Source organism: Mesorhizobium sp. M0185 (genome assembly GCF_040322175.1).
In the GTDB taxonomy this organism is placed as follows: domain Bacteria; phylum Pseudomonadota; class Alphaproteobacteria; order Rhizobiales; family Rhizobiaceae; genus Mesorhizobium.
In genome coordinates this window covers 1-17,550 of record NZ_JAMYSY010000080.1, presented here as the reverse complement: position 1 = coordinate 17,550, position 17,550 = coordinate 1, and the positions used below count along the sequence as shown (strand labels likewise).

15 protein-coding genes and 1 pseudogene are annotated in these 17,550 nt (G+C 62.6%); 7 read left to right on the top strand and 9 right to left on the bottom strand.

Annotated features, from left to right (window positions below; genetic code table 11):
- Window positions 1-92: 92 nt before the first annotated feature.
- The 6 genes and pseudogenes from NKJ20_RS32295 to mdh form a co-directional block, all read right to left on the bottom strand.
- A pseudogene (locus NKJ20_RS32295) lies at window positions 93-3,011 on the bottom strand (2-oxoglutarate dehydrogenase E1 component); the annotation flags it as partial.
- A gap of 126 nt (window positions 3,012-3,137) precedes the next feature.
- The gene (sucD, locus tag NKJ20_RS32290; RefSeq protein ID WP_352749594.1) at window positions 3,138-4,040 is read right to left on the bottom strand and encodes a succinate--CoA ligase subunit alpha; all 903 of its coding nucleotides are present in this window, start codon (window positions 4,038-4,040) and stop codon (window positions 3,138-3,140) included.
- A gap of 12 nt (window positions 4,041-4,052) precedes the next feature.
- Window positions 4,053-4,550: a DUF1579 family protein gene (locus NKJ20_RS32285; protein WP_352749591.1), complete on the bottom strand. Its 498-nt coding sequence runs from the start codon at window positions 4,548-4,550 to the stop codon at window positions 4,053-4,055.
- A gap of 2 nt (window positions 4,551-4,552) precedes the next feature.
- The gene (locus tag NKJ20_RS32280) at window positions 4,553-4,924 is read right to left on the bottom strand and encodes a cupin domain-containing protein (protein ID WP_352749588.1); all 372 of its coding nucleotides are present in this window, start codon (window positions 4,922-4,924) and stop codon (window positions 4,553-4,555) included.
- Window positions 4,925-5,185: 261 nt separating this feature from the next.
- Complete coding sequence (gene sucC / locus NKJ20_RS32275; RefSeq protein WP_352749585.1) at window positions 5,186-6,379, bottom strand: ADP-forming succinate--CoA ligase subunit beta; 1,194 nt, start codon at window positions 6,377-6,379, stop codon at window positions 5,186-5,188.
- 41 nt (window positions 6,380-6,420) lie between these two features.
- Window positions 6,421-7,389: a malate dehydrogenase gene (gene mdh, locus NKJ20_RS32270; RefSeq protein ID WP_352749582.1), complete on the bottom strand. Its 969-nt coding sequence runs from the start codon at window positions 7,387-7,389 to the stop codon at window positions 6,421-6,423.
- Between the two features lie 232 nt (window positions 7,390-7,621).
- On the opposite strand from mdh, the gene NKJ20_RS32265 reads away from it, so the two are divergent.
- A complete protein-coding gene (locus NKJ20_RS32265) occupies window positions 7,622-8,050 on the top strand; it encodes a GNAT family N-acetyltransferase (RefSeq protein ID WP_352749579.1) in 429 nt (142 codons plus the stop codon).
- A gap of 34 nt (window positions 8,051-8,084) precedes the next feature.
- On the opposite strand, the gene zapE is transcribed toward NKJ20_RS32265, so the two are convergent.
- Together zapE and NKJ20_RS32255 are read right to left on the bottom strand one after the other, a co-directional pair.
- Entirely contained in the window at window positions 8,085-9,287 is a 1,203-nt protein-coding gene (gene zapE / locus NKJ20_RS32260) for a cell division protein ZapE (RefSeq protein ID WP_352749576.1), read from the bottom strand.
- A gap of 84 nt (window positions 9,288-9,371) precedes the next feature.
- Window positions 9,372-9,911 (bottom strand): protease inhibitor Inh/omp19 family protein, encoded by a 540-nt coding sequence (locus NKJ20_RS32255; protein WP_352749573.1) that lies wholly within the window; start codon window positions 9,909-9,911, stop codon window positions 9,372-9,374.
- A gap of 303 nt (window positions 9,912-10,214) precedes the next feature.
- On the opposite strand from NKJ20_RS32255, the gene NKJ20_RS32250 reads away from it, so the two are divergent.
- The gene (locus NKJ20_RS32250; RefSeq protein WP_352749571.1) at window positions 10,215-11,225 is read left to right on the top strand and encodes an MBL fold metallo-hydrolase; all 1,011 of its coding nucleotides are present in this window, start codon (window positions 10,215-10,217) and stop codon (window positions 11,223-11,225) included.
- Here the strand turns inward: NKJ20_RS32250 and NKJ20_RS32245 are convergent.
- A complete protein-coding gene (locus NKJ20_RS32245; RefSeq protein WP_352749569.1) occupies window positions 11,222-12,481 on the bottom strand; it encodes a flavin-containing monooxygenase in 1,260 nt (419 codons plus the stop codon). The genes NKJ20_RS32250 and NKJ20_RS32245 overlap by 4 nt on opposite strands.
- Before the next feature lie 238 nt (window positions 12,482-12,719).
- Between NKJ20_RS32245 and NKJ20_RS32240 the strand changes: the two genes are divergently transcribed.
- The 5 genes from NKJ20_RS32240 (at window position 12,720) to NKJ20_RS32220 (ending at window position 17,468) form a co-directional block, all read left to right on the top strand.
- Window positions 12,720-12,881 carry a DUF1328 family protein gene (locus NKJ20_RS32240; RefSeq protein ID WP_031195454.1) on the top strand — a complete coding sequence of 54 codons (162 nt, stop codon included), beginning with the start codon at window positions 12,720-12,722 and terminating at the stop codon, window positions 12,879-12,881.
- Window positions 12,882-12,955: 74 nt separating this feature from the next.
- Window positions 12,956-13,840, top strand: a complete 885-nt coding sequence (dapF, locus tag NKJ20_RS32235) for a diaminopimelate epimerase (protein ID WP_352749566.1) — start codon at window positions 12,956-12,958, stop codon at window positions 13,838-13,840.
- The gene (gene mtaB / locus NKJ20_RS32230) at window positions 13,840-15,141 is read left to right on the top strand and encodes a tRNA (N(6)-L-threonylcarbamoyladenosine(37)-C(2))-methylthiotransferase MtaB (RefSeq protein ID WP_352749563.1); all 1,302 of its coding nucleotides are present in this window, start codon (window positions 13,840-13,842) and stop codon (window positions 15,139-15,141) included. Before dapF ends, mtaB begins: the two co-directional genes overlap by 1 nt.
- A gap of 11 nt (window positions 15,142-15,152) precedes the next feature.
- Window positions 15,153-16,742, top strand: coding sequence for a signal recognition particle-docking protein FtsY (ftsY, locus tag NKJ20_RS32225; protein WP_352749560.1), 1,590 nt, complete (start codon window positions 15,153-15,155; stop codon window positions 16,740-16,742).
- A 60-nt stretch (window positions 16,743-16,802) separates the two neighbouring features.
- Window positions 16,803-17,468, top strand: coding sequence for a septation protein A (locus NKJ20_RS32220; RefSeq protein WP_023679806.1), 666 nt, complete (start codon window positions 16,803-16,805; stop codon window positions 17,466-17,468).
- The last annotated feature ends 82 nt before the right edge of the window (window positions 17,469-17,550 follow it).

Sequence of the window (17,550 nt, the reverse complement as noted above, 5' to 3'; positions counted from 1 at the left end):
TTTTTGTTTTTTTTTTTTTTTTATCTTCCTCATGGGGCTTTGTGTTGATGGGGTTCTTTGTTTTTTTTCCCGGCCCCACCCCGGGGGGGGGGCGGGGGGGGGGCCCCCCCCCGGCCGGTATAGCGCACCCGCTGATGCTTGGCGTCGATATGCGCCAGCACCCATTCGAGATACGGATCGATGAACGACCAGGCGCCCATGTTCTTGGGCTCCTCCTGGCACCACACCATCTCGGCATTGCGGAAGCGCGACAGTTCGGTGATCAGCGCCTTGGCCGGGAACGGATAGAGCTGCTCGACGCGCAGCAAATAGATGTCGTTGATGCCGCGCTTCTCGCGCTCCTCGTAGAGGTCGTAATAGACCTTGCCCGAACAGAGCACGACACGGCGGATCTTCGAATCCTTGGTGAGCTTGATGGCCTGGCCCGACAGCAGCTGGGCATCGTCCCACAACAGCCGGTGAAAGGCGCTTTCGCCCGACATCTCCGGCAGCGTCGATACCGCCCGCTTATGGCGCAGCAGCGACTTCGGCGTCATCAGGATCAGCGGCTTGCGGAAGTCCCGCTTCAACTGCCGGCGCAGTATGTGGAAATAGTTGGCCGGCGTCGTGACGTTGGCGACCTGCATATTGTCTTCGGCGCAAAGCTGAAGGAAGCGCTCGAGCCGGGCCGACGAATGCTCGGGGCCCTGGCCTTCGTAGCCATGCGGCAGCAGGCAGACGAGGCCCGACATTCTGAGCCATTTGCGCTCGCCCGACGAGATGAACTGGTCGAAGACCACCTGGGCGCCGTTGGCGAAGTCGCCGAACTGCGCTTCCCACAGCGTCAGTGCCTTCGGCTCGGCCAGCGAGTAGCCATATTCGAAGCCGAGCACGGCCTCTTCCGACAGCATCGAGTTGATGACCTCGAAACCGGCCTGCGCCGCCGACAGATTGTTGAGCGGGATGTAGCGTGTCTCGTCGCGCTGGTCGTAGAGTACGGAATGGCGCTGCGAGAAGGTGCCGCGCTCCGAATCCTGGCCGGACAGCCGGATCGGATTGCCGTCGAGCAGGATGGCGCCGAAGGCCAGCGCCTCGGCCGTGGACCAGTCGATGCCTTCGCCCGACTCGATCGCCTGGCGGCGGTTGTCGAGGAAGCGGATGATCGTCCTGTGCGCCTCGAAATCCTTCGGCACCTCGGTCAGTTTCTTGCCGATCTCCTTCAGCGTCTTGACCGGCACCGCAGTCTTGCCGCGCCGCTGTTCGTCCTGGTTGTCGGCCGAGCGCAGGCCGGACCAGGCGCCGTCCAGCCAATCGGCCTTGTTGGGCTTATAGTGCTGGCCGACCTCGAATTCCTGCTCGAGATGCGCCCGCCAATCGGCCTTCACCTTTTCGAGCTCGGCCTGGGTGATGTGGCCTTCCGCGATCAGCCGGTCGGCATAGATCTGCATGGTCGTCTTCTGGTTGCGGATCTTGCGATACATGATCGGCTGGGTGAAGGCCGGCTCGTCGCCCTCATTGTGGCCGAAGCGGCGATAGCAGAACATGTCCACCACCACCGGCTTGTGGAACTTCATGCGGAATTCGATCGCCACCTTGGTGGCATGGACCACCGCTTCCGGATCGTCGCCGTTGACGTGGAAGATCGGCGCCTCGATCATCTTGGCCACATCCGACGGATAAGGCGACGAGCGCGAGAAGCGCGGGTTGGTGGTGAAGCCGATCTGGTTGTTGATGATGAAATGCAGCGTGCCGGCGACGCGGTGACCGCGCAGGCCCGACAGGCCGAGGATTTCAGCAATCACGCCCTGGCCGGCAAAAGCGGCATCGCCATGCAACAGCAGCGGCAGCACCTTGGCGCGCTCTTCCAGCGGCACGATCTCCTCGCGGCTGCGGCCGAACAGATAATCCTGCTTGGCACGCGCCTTGCCCATCACGACCGGATCGACGATTTCCAGATGCGACGGGTTGGCGGTCAGCGACAGATGCACCTTGTTGCCGTCGAACTCGCGATCCGACGAGGCACCGAGATGGTACTTCACGTCGCCCGAGCCCTCGACCTCGTCGGGCGCGGCGGAGCCGCCCTTGAACTCATGGAAAATGGCGCGGTGCGGCTTGGCCATCACCTGCGACAGAACGTTTAGCCGGCCGCGATGCGCCATGCCGAGCACGATCTCCTTCATGCCGAGCTGGCCGCCGCGCTTGATGATCTGCTCCAGCGCCGGGATCAGCGACTCGCCGCCATCAAGGCCGAAGCGCTTGGTGCCCTTGTACTTGACGTCGATGAATTGCTCGAAGCCTTCCGCCTCGACAAGCTTCTGCAGGATCGCCTTCTTGCCGGCGGCGGTGAAGGAGATCTCCTTGTCGGTGCCCTCGATGCGGGCCTGGATCCAGGCCTTCTCCTCGGGATCGGAAATATGCATGAATTCGACACCGAGCGTCGAGCAATAGGTCCGGGTCAGGATGTCGAGCATCTGCCGGATGGTGCCGAATTCCAGCCCGAGCACATTGTCGAGGAAGATCGGCCGGTCGTAGTCGGCTTCGGTGAAGCCGTAATTCTCCGGCGACAGCTCGTTATAATCCTCGAGCGGCTTGGCAATGCCAAGCGGATCGAGATTGGCGTGCAGGTGGCCGCGCATGCGGAAGGCGCGGATCATCATGATGGCGCGGACGGAATCGCGCGTCGCCTGATGCACGTCGGCGTCGGAAAGCGCTGCGCCGTTGCCGACGGCCCTGTCCTTGACCTTCTTTTCGATGTGCTTTTCGACCAGGCCCCAATTGCCGTCGAGCGCCGAGACCAGTTCGCCATTGGCCTGCATCGGCCAGGAGGGCTTGGCCCACGAGGCGCCCTTGGCGTTCCTGCGCACGTCGCCGGCGTCGTCCTTCAGCGCCGCGAAGAAGTCCTGCCATTCGGGATCGACCGATGCGGGATCGTCCTCATAGGCGGCATAGAGCGCGTCGATATAATCGGCATTGCCGCCGTAGAGGAAAGAGGTAAGCGAAAACTGGTCGTTGGCCTGATCTTGTCTTGCCATTTTTTTTCCGCGGAGCGCCTGCCCCGTCTCCTGTTTTGGAGGGGAGTAGGGCAATAGGGCAGTACGGGAGTAGGGCAATGCCCTCATCTTGTCCCTACTGCCGTACTGCCCTACTCCCTTACTCCCCTAACCCTTAATCGCCTCGACCAGCGTCGTGCCGAGCCGGGCCGGCGATGGCGAAACCTTGATGCCGGCCGATTCCATCGCCGCGATCTTGTCTTCCGCGCCGCCCTTGCCGCCGGAGATGACCGCGCCCGCATGGCCCATGGTGCGGCCGGCCGGCGCGGTGCGCCCGGCGATGAAGCCGGCCATCGGCTTGCTGCGGCCGCTCTTTGCCTCGTCCTTGAGGAACTGCGCGGCGTCTTCCTCGGCCGAGCCGCCGATCTCGCCGATCATGATGATCGACTTGGTCTCGTCGTCGGCGAGGAACATCTCCAGCACGTCGATGAACTCGGTGCCTTTGACCGGATCGCCGCCGATGCCGACGGCGGTTGTCTGGCCGAGGCCGACATTGGTGGTCTGGAACACCGCCTCATAGGTAAGCGTTCCCGAGCGGGAAACAACGCCGACCGAGCCCTTGCGGAAGATGTTGCCGGGCATGATGCCGATCTTGCATTCGTCCGGGGTCAGGACGCCTGGACAGTTGGGGCCGATAAGCCGCGATGTCGAGCGGTCGAGCCTCGCCTTGACCTTGATCATGTCCATCACCGGTATGCCCTCGGTGATGCAGACGATCAGCGGGATCTCGGCCTCGATCGCTTCCAGGATCGCTTCCGCAGCACCCGCCGGCGGCACGTAGACGACCGAAGCGTTGGCGCCGGTCCTGGCCTTGCCCTCGGCTACGGTGGCGAAGATCGGCAGCGCCTCGCCCTTGGCGCCGGTCCAGGTTTCGCCGCCCTTCTTGGGGTGGATGCCGCCGACCATCTTTGTGCCGTGATAGGCCAGCGCCTGTTCAGTGTGGAACGTGCCGGTCTTGCCGGTCAGGCCCTGCACCAGCACCTTGGTGTTCTTGTCGACGAGAATGGACATCGGAGCCCTTTTCTAAAAACTGTTGATCGAGGAAGGCGAGACGCGCCGGTAGACGCCGCTCACCATGTCTTGCCAGCCATCGCCGCCGGCAGGTTTGAAATGCAGTCGCATGCGGAAGGCATCGGCATTGTCGAAAATATAAGTCACACGCGCGGAGCCGCGCTGCGACGACCGCTCCAGAACCAGCTCCGTGCCGTTCCAGCTGCCCTTGGCCGGCGACGTCGGCACGAAACCCATCGAATCGAACTGGTGCATGGTGACGATTTTGTTTTGCTGGTCGAAGCCGAACACGCTGTACGCGCCGAACGAAACCGTGCCGTCGCGGCGCTGGCGATAGCGCTGCACTACGAACAGGCCGCCGAACTGTGCCTCTGCCAGTATTTCCGAACTCGCTGTTCCGCCATCGGCCCATTTCGTGGCCGACACCTCTTCCTCGCCGCGCCACGCTCCGACCAGCGCCTGCAGGCGCTGGTGATCGGCCGAGAGTGAGGAGAAGGGCGCAGCGTTCATGGTCAGAGCCGCTTTAGATCGGCAACGGTGAGGTCGCTCTTGGCATTGCCGGTGTTGAGCGTCGTAGCTGGCTCGAACATGAGCACGACAGGTTCCTCGCTCAGCGAACGCGGACGGTGCTCGACGGCGCGCGGCACAACGATGAACTCGCCGCTGGAAAGCTCCACCGTGCCGTCGCGGAAATCGATGGCGATGCGCCCGCGCAGCACCAGGAATGCTTCGTCTTCATTGTCATGCGCGTGCCAGTCGAAGACGTCGCCGAACTTGGCGATCTTGACCTGGCTGTCGTTCACGTCGCCGGCGATATGCGGATCGAAGACCTTGTTGATCTTCTGATCCGCCGCCTCGACGAGGTTTATCTTGTGCGGAGGCATCGCCTATCGACCTCTGACTCGCTCTGTTCTCACTGGATAATCCGAAACAGCAATAGGAGGCCCACCAAGAAGAGCATGACGCTCACGCCAAGATGCACCCCAAGGTCAAGCGATCTTGGAAGAACAATTCTGAACGAGGTGTGGCGGCGCATCTTTTCCGACATCTTTCTCCGCTCGAGAAAGGCCCACAGTCCGCCGATACCCATGGCAATCATAAATATTGACCATCTTGGATGGGCAAACGGAGCGTTTTCCAAATGCTCAGCCCTTCACGGCCGCGACAATCTTCTTGGCTGCGTCATCGAGGTCATCGGCCGACACCACGTTTAGCCCGCTGTCGTTGATGATCTTCTTGCCGAGTTCGGCGTTGGTGCCTTCCAGCCGCACAACCAGCGGCACTTGCAGGCCGACCTCCTTGACCGCGGCGATCACGCCCTCGGCGATGATGTCGCATTTCATGATGCCGCCGAAGATGTTGATCAGAATGCCTTTGACCGCCGGATCCTTGGTGATGATCTTGAACGCCGCCGTCACCTTTTCTTTCGACGCGCCGCCGCCGACATCGAGGAAGTTGGCCGGCTCGGCGCCGTAAAGCTTGATGATGTCCATCGTTGCCATGGCGAGGCCGGCGCCGTTGACCATGCAGCCGATATTGCCGTCGAGCGCGACATAGGCGAGGTCGTATTTCGACGCCTCGATCTCCTTCTCGTCCTCTTCGGTGGTGTCGCGCAATTCGAGCACGTCGGGGTGGCGAAACAGCGCATTGTTGTCGAACGACACTTTGGCGTCGAGAACGCGCAGCCGGCCGCTCCTCATGACGATCAGCGGGTTGACCTCGAGCAGGCTCATGTCCTTCTCGACAAAGGCCTTGTAGAGGATAGGGAACAGCGTGGCGCCATCCTTGGCGGCGTCACCGTCGAGTCTCAGTGCGGCGTTGAGCTTCTTCATATCGTCGGCCGTCACGCCCTTTTCCGGGTCGATGGCTACGGTGATGATCTTTTCCGGCGTGTCGTGGGCGACCGCCTCGATGTCCATGCCGCCCTCGGTCGAGACGACGAAGGCGACGCGCCCGACCGAGCGGTCGACCAGGATCGACAGATAGAGCTCGCGCTCGATGTCGGCGCCGTCCTCGATATAGAGCCGGTTGACCTGCTTGCCGGCCGGGCCGGTCTGCTTGGTGACCAGCGTATGGCCGAGCATCTCCTTGGCGTTGGCGACGACCTCGGCCACCGACTTCGCCAGCCTGACGCCGCCCTTGGCATCGGGCCCGAACTCCTTGAACTTGCCCTTGCCGCGGCCGCCGGCATGGATCTGGCTCTTGACCACATAGAGCGGGCCGGGCAGCGCCTTGGCGGCAGCTTCCGCCTCGCTCGCCTTGAACACCGGCACGCCCTCGGCCACGGGTGCGCCAAAGCCTTTCAGCAGCGCCTTGCCCTGATACTCATGGATGTTCATGCGCTATGTCTCCAGCTTGCTTGGCGGGCTTGGTTACCGGCTTACTTGGCCGCGAGATGCGGAGCGATCTTGACGCAGGCGTCGCACAGGCCCTGCACCGCCGCGACCGAACTGTCGAACATCTTCTGCTCACTCTTCGCGAGCTCGATCTCGATGATCCGCTCGACGCCGCCGGCGCCGATCACCACGGGAACGCCGACATACGTGTTCTTCACGCCATACTGGCCGGAGAGATGCGCAGCACAAGGCAGCACCCGCTTCTTGTCCTTGAGATAGGCTTCCGCCATCGAGATCGCCGAGGCGGCCGGCGCATAATAGGCCGAGCCGGTCTTGAGCAGGCCGACGATCTCGGCGCCGCCATCGCGGGTACGCTGCACGATCTGGTCGAGCTTTTCCTTCGAGGTCCAGCCCATCTTGATGAGATCGGGCAGCGGAATGCCCGCAACCGTCGAATAGCGGATCATCGGCACCATGGAATCGCCGTGGCCGCCGAGCACGAAGGCGGTGACGTCCTCGACCGACACCTTGAATTCCTCGGCAAGGAAATAGCGGAAGCGCGAACTGTCGAGCACACCGGCCATGCCGACGACATGGCTCTTGGGCAGGCCGGAAAACTTCTGCAGCGCCCAGACCATGGCGTCGAGCGGATTGGTGATGCAGATGACGAAGGCTTTCGGCGCGTATTTCTTGAGGCCGGCGCCGACCTGCTCCATCACCTTCAGATTGATGCCTAGAAGATCGTCGCGGCTCATGCCGGGCTTGCGCGGCACGCCGGCGGTGACGATGCAGACATCGGCGCCCTCGATGCCGGCATAGTCGTTGACGCCGGTCAGCCTGGAGTCGAACCCATCGACCGGCGACGACTGCGCGATGTCCAGCCCCTTGCCTTGCGGGATGCCTTCGGCGATATCGAACAGCACGACGTCGCCGAGATCCTTGAGGCCGACCATGTGGGCGAGGGTGCCGCCGATCATGCCCGAGCCGATGAGCGCTATCTTGTTGCGTGCCATGTCAGGATATTTTCCCTTTGACTATGACGGCGCCCAAATCCTTGACGATTTGATGACGGCGTCGGAGGAAGAGGCCGGAATGCTGCGGAACCGCGAAATTCGCCGCACGCAATAGCCCCGGCCGCACAAAAATTCAAACGATTATTTTGGAGTGAGTAATTTCAATCGGTTAGAAACAATGGGAATTACGTAAACGTCAAAATTCTGAAGCCGGCTAGAGGAATTCTACACAATGGCACTGGAAATCAGAAGGCTGTTTCCTGACGATGACGCCCTTGTGATGCGGGTTGCCGGCGAAGTCTTCGACGAGCCGGTCAGGCCGGATCGGCTCTCCGCCTATCTCGCGGAGCCCTGTCATTTCATGGTCGTGGCCCTCGCCGACGGCATCGTCGTTGGCCAATGCGCAGCCGTCATCCACCGCCACCCGGACAAGGTGAGCGAACTCTACATAGACGAGGTCGGCGTGGCGCCGGCCTTTCAACGCCAGGGCATTGCGACGAGGATGCTCGGCGCCATGTTCGCACTCGGTCGCGAGCATGGCTGTGAGGAGGCGTGGGTCGGCACCGAGCCGGACAATGTTGCTGCTCGCGCACTTTACGAGTCGCGAAAAGAGCCGCATGGGCCGGCGGAGGGGTTCGTCATGTATGTTTATCGGTTATAGGCGCCGGCGGCAGCGGCCCCTTCTGTACTATCCCTCACGCCTGAGCCTGCCGTGCCTCGGTCGATGATCCCTGCGCCCCCTGCCTCTCCGCCCAGTCCTCCAGCCAGTCGTGGCTCTGCATCTCGATCAGCCGCGATGCGGTGCGCTCGAACTCGAAGACTTCGTTGCCGCGCTTGGCCGTATAGAGCTGCGCCGGCGGTGCCGCGGCGCTCATCACCAGCCGTACATGATGATCGTAGAGCGTATCGACCAGCAGGATGAAGCGCTTGGCTTCGTTGCGCTTGCCTTCGCCGAGCACCGGCACATGGTCGATGAAGATGGTCAAGAAACGGCTGGCAATGGCAAGATAGTCGCGGGCGCCGAGCGGCCTCTCGCAGAGATCGGCGAAGGAAAAACGCGCCGCCTCGCCGGCAGCACGCGGCACTACGACGTGCCGGCCCTTCACCGTCAGCATCGTCTCGGCCGTCGGCCTGCCATGCGTCATCACCGCCCACGCGTCGTCGAGCGCATGGTCGGCGGCGGCATCGGCCGGGGTGACGTAGACCGGCATGCGGCTGAGCTTGTCGAGGCGGTAATCCTTGTCGGCGTCAAGCGCCAGCACCTGCGCGTGGCGCTCCAGGATAGCGACAAACGGCAAAAACAACTGACGGTTCAGGCCGTCGCGGTAGAGATCCTGCGGCGCGACATTGGAAGTGGCAACCAGCACCACGCCATTGGCAAACAACGCCGAAAACAACCTTGACAGGATCATCGCATCGGCGATGTCGGTGACGGAGAACTCGTCGAAGCATAGCACCCAGGCTTCCTCGGCCAGCGCGCGCGCCACCGGCGGGATCGGGTCGTCCTCCTTGGCCGTGCCGTTCTTGCGAGCCTGCCGGTGCTTCTGGATGCGGTCCTGCACGTCGGCCATGAAGTCGTTGAAATGCACCCGGCGCTTGCGCCGCACCGGCAGCAGCTCGAAGAACATGTCCATCAGCATGGTCTTGCCGCGGCCGACGCCGCCATGGATATAAAGGCCCTTGACCGCCTCGTGCACCTCGCGCTTGCGGGCGAACAACCACCCCAGCGCGCTTGATTTCTGCGCCAGCCGCTTTGCCGATATCTCTTCGATCAGCCGGTCGAGCGCAGCGGCGATCCGCTCCTGCGCCGGATCGCGCCCGATGGCGCCCGTCTCGACCAGATGGTCATAGCGCTGCTTGACGGTCGCATGGGTCTGGAGGCCGTCACGCAGATGCATTGGTCACGTCGTTCCAGAGCAATTCCAAGAAAAGTGTGTAGCGGTTTTCTGTCCGGAATTGCGTAACAATGGGGGGCCGTTCACTTACCTTGTAAGCGAGATCGGCAGGCCGTTGGAAGTCTGGCCGTCGAATTTCTCGCCGCCCGAAGAATAGAGTCGTGCCAGCGTGCCGCCATTCTCGTCAAAGAGCGTCAGCTGTTTGCCGGCGACGTTCCAGGATTTGATGCCGTCGAGCGGCGCCGGGCAATGCAGCGGTCCGGCGCGGTAGCCCGAACCGAATTTGGTCTGCGGCGTCGCCACCTGACAGCTCTGGCCGGACACGCTTGCCTTCCACACGCCGGCGACGCTGGACGCGGTAAGGTCGGCCGCACCGGCCGGCGCCGTCCCGTCCGGCGGCAGCGAGGCGACCTGGGTGTTCTGCGGCGCGGTAGGAAATTTCGACGGATCGGCCGGGCCGGGTGTCGCCGGTGGCGGCAGCTGGTTTGCGGTCACCTTGCCGGCGGGCGCAGGTTCCAGGGGCGCCGGCTGCTGCTCGTCCATTGATGTGAACCGTGAGGTTGAACAGCCGCTCGCAACGAGCACGGCCAGCGATACGGCCAGCAGGCCGGTTTTCGAAAATTTCATTCTTCAACCTCCGTCGGATCGGGCTGGGGGTGCCGTCCGCGCAATGTCCCCCTCACCAAGATGGCGAAGGTGGCGAAATTTCAACCCGATATGGTTAAAATACGGTTTGCACCGGTAATGTTGCAAATTTGTCGCAAAATGCACATTACCTGAATTGCGTTACGCCTTGGCCGTTTGGCCGACACCTCCGGTTGATTCGAGACGGCGCGCTGGCGCCAAATCCTTGGCGTTCACCTCAAATGCTTGTGCGGGCCGGCTCCGGCATTATCTCTTGGGATCAGCAAACTGCAGGGAGCCGATTTCTTGGCCGCGAGAAAGAGAGCCGCCAACCGCTATTACAGCGGGCCGCCCAGCGATCATTTCGACGGCACCTTGTTCTTCAATCCCAACGGACGGCCGCCGGGTCGCTTTGCCGATCTGTTGAAATGGCAATTGAGCCGCGAGCGCTCGAAATGGCCGGCGGCGGATCCGAGCCCGTTTCCACCGGCAAGACCGGTCGAGCGCATCGATGGTTCTGCGCTGCGCCTCACCATGGTCGGTCATTCCTCGCTGCTCGTCCAGACAGCCGGCCTGAACATCCTGACCGACCCGGTCTGGTCGCGACGCGTCTCGCCGCTCTCCTTCGCCGGTCCGAAACGCGTCAATCCGCCGGGCATCGCCTTTTCGCATTTGCCGCCGATCGACCTCGTGCTGGTCAGCCACAACCATTACGACCACCTCGACCTCGCCACGCTGAAGCGCCTGAAGACAAGACACGACCCGCTGCTGCTGACGCCGCTCGGCAACGACACGATCATCGGCGCTGCCGTGCCCCGTATGCGGCTTTCCGCGCATGACTGGGGCGACCGGGTCGATATCGGCGATGGCGTCGCCGTCTATGTCGAGCCGGTGCACCACTGGTCGGCCCGCGGTACTCGCGACCGGCGCATGGCACTGTGGGCGGGTTTCGTCGTCGAGACACCCTACGCAAAGATCTATTTCGCCGGTGATACCGGCTTCCACGGTGGCATCAATTACCGGCTGATGGCGCAAAAGCACGGCGGGTTCCGCCTCGCCATCCTGCCGATCGGCGCCTACGAGCCGCGCTGGTTCATGGCGCCACATCACCAGGATCCGGAGGAGGCGGTGCAAGGCATGCTTTTGTGCAACGCCGCCTATGCCGCCGGCTGTCACTGGGGCACGTTCCGGCTCACCAACGAGCCGATCGACGAGCCGCCCAGAAAGCTCGGCGAAGCGCTCGATGCTGCCGGCCTGCCGCGGCAACGTTTTCGCGCCTTGCGGCCGGGCGAAGTCTGGGACGTGCCGGCGGTCTAGCGCGGCGACCGGCCTGACGGCGCAGGCGAATCCAAGGCTTCCATACACCTGGCTATGTGGGCGGCGTCGCGGCCTACATATGAGAGAAGGCCGGAGCCAAAGGTATGCATCCAATGGAGGCCAAGAAAATATAGGCCAGGAAAAGCCGTCACGCCACGCTGTTGAACGGGTGCACCGCGCGAATCGAAAATTGGCAAATTTATCCAGTTGTAGTCGAAGAGGTATCCCGTCCCCCAGATAACCGAGCTGACGTTCTCGCTGCTGATATCCATTGACCGGGCACCGCCGACTTCCGCCAGGATTGGGGTTACTGAGTGTTCATTGCAATCGCTGATATGGTCCGAGACTTCACGTTTCTCTGCCAACGCCTCCGCAGCGGAAACAAAATCGTCATAGGATTTGTCGGCTTCAGCTAATATCTGGAAGGCATCAGCGGCCACCAACAGTTTTCCATCGGCGCATCCGAGCACACGTCCCAGCACCGTTCCGCCATCTCGGGCAAAACGGCGGACGTTCATATCGTAACCGCCGTTGACACCGGTTACGACCGTCGAGGGGGGATACCGCTGCTCCGGGAAACTGTCGATGGTGATCTCGAAACGTCCCATTTTGTCGAACCACCACAAAACATCCTGGCCGCGATAGCGCCGAGGCACCCGACGATGGGGGCTGACCGAAAGGTAGACATTGCGCCCGGATTGCTGGAGCTCATCGGCTATCTGGCTTCCAGATGCGCCGCTGCCCACCACCAGCACCGCTCCGGGGGGAAGTTCGTCGGGGCTGCGGTAGTTCGAAGCGTAAACCTGGTAAACGGATCGAGGCAAATCCCTGGCGGCCGCCGGTACCATCGGACGCTGGAACGGGCCCGTCGCCACTACGACATTGCGGGCTCTCATGCTGCCGGTGTTTGTCTCCAATGCATAATCGCCGGTATCCCTGTGCCGGAGCCTCGTGACCTCGACACCCTGGCGAACCGGAGCTGCAATTTTGGCCGCATAGTGCTCGATGAATCGCGTGACAGCGGTGTGATGGGCGAACCCCTCTGGTTCGGGGCCCTGATAAGAAAGCCCAGGAAGCTCTATTGCCTGGTTGATGAATTGAAATCGGAGCGAATCCCAACGCTCCGTCCGCCAGCGTTCGGCAATACGAGCGCGTTCCAACACAACATGCTCACGTTCATGTTGTTGAAGATAGTAGCTCATGGCGAGCCCCGCCTGGCCGCCACCAATAATGATTGTGTCCCAACGCTCGGTCATTGGAAATTTACCAAGCCGTCGAGACTCAAATATGCAAGTCCCGAATTTCCTATCCGCCGGCCGCAGCTCATGTGCCAGCTAACATGTCGTTTGGATCATTCAATACTATGACACATTGCATCCGTAGCTGCATATCCCAGCCGGGTTCTCCGACCCGCCCCAGCCACCGCCGGCGGAACCCAAGGCCTCGCTGAAGCGTTTGTACGTGTTCAAACCTGTCGGCTGCGAGGTGTCTCTCATGATCAGGTGGATCATCATTCTTTTGATTATCGCGGCCGCGGCGAGCCTGCTCGGCATGCCGGCACTGGCCGGAGCCGCCGCCACCGGCGCGCGCATCCTCATCGGCATCGTGCTGATCATCTTCCTGCTGATCGTGCTTGGCGTCTTCGCGGTGACTTGAAAATCACGCCGCGCTGGTAATTTCTGCCGCTATCCGCCATATAGGCGCCAAACCGGCAAGAGACCTTTCGATCGATGGCAAGCGCGGCCCCTTTCGCCAAGATGAACGGCATCGGCAACAAAATCATCGTTGCCGATATGCGTGGCCGTGCCGATCGCGTGACGCCTGCGGCAGCCGTCGCACTTAATGCCGATGCGGCGACCAGGTTCGACCAGATCATGGCGATCCACGACGCCCGGACGCCGGGCACCGCTTTTTTCATCGACATCTTGAATTCCGACGGCACCAGCGCGCAGGCCTGCGGCAACGGCATGCGCTGCGTCGTCCAGGCGCTCGCCGCCGAGACCGGCCAGAAGACATTTGCCTTCGAGACCGTCGCCGGCATCCTCAATGCCGAGGAACATGCCGACGGGCTGATCTCGGTCGACATGGGCAGGCCGCGCTTCGGCTGGCAGGACATCCCGCTGGCCGAGGAGTTTCGCGACACCCGCATGATCGAGCTGCAGATCGGCCCGATCGATGCCCCGGTGCTGCATTCGCCATCGGTCGTTTCGATGGGCAATCCGCACGCCATCTTCTGGGTCGACCGCGACGTCTGGTCGTACGAGCTCGAGCGCTTCGGCCCGCTGCTCGAAAATCACCCGATCTTCCCCGAGCGCGCGAACATCACCATCGCGCAGGTGACCTCGCCGCAGACCATCGTCATCCGCACCTGGGAGCGCGGCGCCGGCCTGACCAAGGCCTGCGGCTCGGCTGCTTGCGCCGCTGTGGTCGCCGCGGCCCGCACCCGGCGCACCGGCCGCAGCGTCACGCTGATGACGCCCGGCGGCGGCTCGCTGCATGTTTTGTGGCGCGACGACGACCACGTCATCCTGACCGGTGCCGCCGAATGGGAATTTTCCGGCAGCTTCGATCCGTCGACCGGGGCGTGGGCGCGCGACACCGAAAGCGCCGCCTGATGGCTCCTCTTGGCAACAAGGGTATCGAGGTCGTTACCTTCGGCTGCCGGCTGAACACCTATGAATCCGAGGTGATTCGGCGTGAAGCCGAAAGTGCGGGCCTCGGCGGGCTCGAAGGCGGTGCCATCATCTTCAACACCTGCGCCGTCACCGGCGAGGCTGTACGCCAGGCCAAGCAGTCGATCAGAAAAGCCCGCCGTGAGAACCCGGCTGCCCGCATCATCATTACCGGCTGCGCCGCGCAGACCGGCCCGCAGGATTTCGTCGCCATGGACGAGGTCGATCTCGTCCTCGGCAATGAGGAAAAGCTGAAGGCGCATTCCTATCGCGCGCTGCCGGATTTCGGCGTCAACGACACTGAGAAGGCGCGCGTCAACGATATCTTTTCGGTGCGCGAGACGGCCGCCCACATGGTCGACGCCATCGAGGGCCGGGCGCGCGCTTTTGTCCAGGTGCAGAACGGCTGCGACCACCGCTGTACCTTCTGCATCATTCCCTACGGTCGCGGCAATTCGCGCTCGGTGCCGATGGGCGCCGTGGTCGAGCAGATCAAGCGACTCGTCGGCAATGGTTATGCCGAGATCGTGCTGACGGGCGTCGACATGACCAGTTTTGGCGCCGATCTGCCGGGCGCACCGAAGCTCGGCAAATTGGTCAAGACCATCCTGAAGCAGGTGCCAGACGTGAAACGCCTGCGGCTTTCCTCCATCGACTCGATCGAAGCCGACGACGATCTGCTGGACGCCATCGCCACCGAGCCGAGGCTGATGCCGCATCTGCATCTGTCGCTGCAATCGGGTGACGACATGATCCTGAAGCGGATGAAGCGCCGGCACAGCCGCGACCAGTCGATCCGCTTTTGCGAGGATGTGCGCAAACTGCGCCCCGGCATTGTTTTCGGCGCCGACATCATCGCCGGCTTCCCGACCGAGACGAACGCCATGTTCGAAAACTCGCTGGAGATCGTCGAGGAATGCGGCCTGACGCATCTCCACGTCTTCCCGTTTTCGCCGCGCCAGGGCACGCCCGCCGCTCGCATGCCGCAGCTCCGCCGCGACGTCGTCAAGCAACGCGCGGCACGCCTGCGCGCCGCCGGCGAGGCCGCCTATCGCCGCCATCTTGCCTCGCTCGCTGGAACGCATCAGTCGATCCTGGTCGAGCGTGACGGCCTTGGCCGCACCGAAGGGTTTACGCTGGCCGCGGTCTCTGCCGGCGCTCCGGGCGACATCGTCGAGGCTGATATCGCCGGCCATGACGGTATCCGACTGATCGCCGCGCCGCTTGCCGCCCGCGCCGCCTGAGAGCGCAAGACATGGCTGGTTTTTTCAAGAAGATATTTTCGTTCGGCAAGAAGGAAGTCGTCGAGGAGCGGCCCGACGAGACCGCACCGCTGCCGCCGATCAAATGGGACGAACTGGAGGCGCTGAAACCGGCCGCCGAGCAGGCCGTCCCGGAGTTTTTGAAACGCGACGAGTCGCGACCCGAAGTCGAAGCCGTACCTCCACCGCCAGTCGAACCAGAGTTGCCTCCGGCACCCCAACCGGCGCCGGAATCGCAGAAGCCTGAGCCGCCGCCGACCATTCCACCCGAGCCGGAAACGCCTGCTGAGGAACCGGAGGAGATTCGGGCCGAGCCGCAGCAGCCAGAAATCGTCCCCTCCCAGCCAGAACCTGCACCCGTCGAAATGCCGGTAGTGCCCACCGAGGCTCCCTCAGCAGCGCCAGCGCGCGAAGTCCCGCCCGCCGAAATACCGCCCCCGATCCGCCAGCCAGCGCCGGCCGAGACGAAACCGATCTTGACCGAGATCGCGCCCGAACCGGAGGTCGTGCCGGCGCCCCACCCTCCCATCGAGGGGGAGGTAAAGCCCGAGCCAGAAGCCGTTCCGCAACCAGCGCCGGAGCCAAAGCCCGCCCCCGGCAAAGTCACCGTAACCAAGAAGGTCGAGCAGAAAGCCGAGCCGCAGAAGGCACCCGAACCGGCGCCGAGGCGCTCCTGGTTCCAGCGCATGCGAGACGGGCTTGCCCGCTCTTCCAAGGAGTTGTCGGGCAACATCGCCGGCGTCTTCACCAAGCGGAAACTTGACGAGGACACGCTGCAGGACCTGGAGGATGTGCTGATCCGCGCCGATCTCGGCATGGAGACGGCTTTGCGCGTTACCGACGCGCTCTCCGCCAGCCGCTACGGCAAGGACGTCTCCGACACCGAAGTCCGGGCCATCATGGCGGCCGAGGTGGAGAAGGTGCTGACCCACGTCGCCATGCCGCTGGAACTCGATCTCAGCCACAAGCCGCATGTCATCCTGGTCGTCGGTGTCAACGGCACCGGCAAGACCACGACCATCGGCAAGCTGGCGGCGAAGCTCACCGATGGCGGCCTCTCGGTGATGCTCGCCGCCGGCGACACTTTCCGCGCCGCCGCGATCGAGCAGCTGAAAATCTGGGGCGAGCGCACCAACTCGCCGGTCATTGCCTCGAAGCTCGGCGCCGATGCCGCAGGCCTCGCCTACGACGCCTTCGAGCGCGCGAAGGAGGCCGGCTCCGACGTGCTGATCATCGACACCGCCGGGCGGCTGCAGAACAAGACCGAACTAATGGCGGAACTAGAAAAGATCGTCCGCGTACTGGGCAAGCTCGATCCGGAAGCGCCGCACACCGTGCTGCAGACGGTCGATGCCACCACCGGCCAGAACGCGCTCAACCAGGTCGAGATCTTCCGCAATGTCGCCGGCGTCAACGGCCTGGTGATGACCAAGCTGGACGGCACGGCGCGCGGCGGTATTCTGGTGGCGATCGCGGCAAAGCATAAATTGCCGGTCTATTTCATCGGCGTCGGCGAACAGGTCGACGACCTCGAACCCTTTTCCGCAAGCGAATTCGCCAGGGCGATCGCTGGCGTGGCTTGACGAGCATGATCCCAAAAAGTTGCAGGCTTTTTGGATTGAATCATGCGTAAGAAGGACCTTATGAGCCCACCCATCCTCGAACGCGACCTGTCCGATCCGCGCCGCAAGGCATTGAACCCCGGCCTGAAATTCCTGCTCGAACTCGGGCCTGGCCTGGTGTTCTTTTTCACCACCATCCGCGGTGCGTGGCTTGTCGGGAAGTTTCCGATCCTCGGCCATATCGGCGAGCCTATCCTGATTGCCACGGCGTTCTTTATGGTGGCGACGGCACTGTCGCTCAGCGTTTCGTGGATTTTGACGCGCAGCTGGCCGATCATGCCGCTTGTCTCGGCCATCGTGGTGTTTGTGTTTGGCGCGCTGGCGCTGTGGCTGCAGGACAAGACCTTCGCTTTCATGAAGCCGACAATCATCAACAGCCTGTTCGGCATCACGTTGCTTGGCGGGTTGGCGTTTGGCAGATCGCTGTTGGGCTATGTCTTTGATTCCGCCTTCAATCTCGACGCCGAAGGCTGGCGCAAGCTCACTTTCCGATGGGGGCTCTTCTTCCTTTTTCTGGCTGCGCTGAACGAGGTCGTGTGGCGCAACTTTTCTGAGGAAGCCTGGCTTTATTTCAAGGTCTGGGGCACGATTCCCATTACCCTTGTCTTCACGTTAAGCCAAATGCCGTTGATCCTGCGCCATTCGCTCGAGGACAAGACCGGCAAGGAAGAGAAGGCCGGCAAATAGAGTATCCGTGTTGGTCAAGGGAGAGATGGTGTCCAGGTCCGATTGTCCCTGAGTAGTGCGTTTGCGAGGATGATGAGCTTTC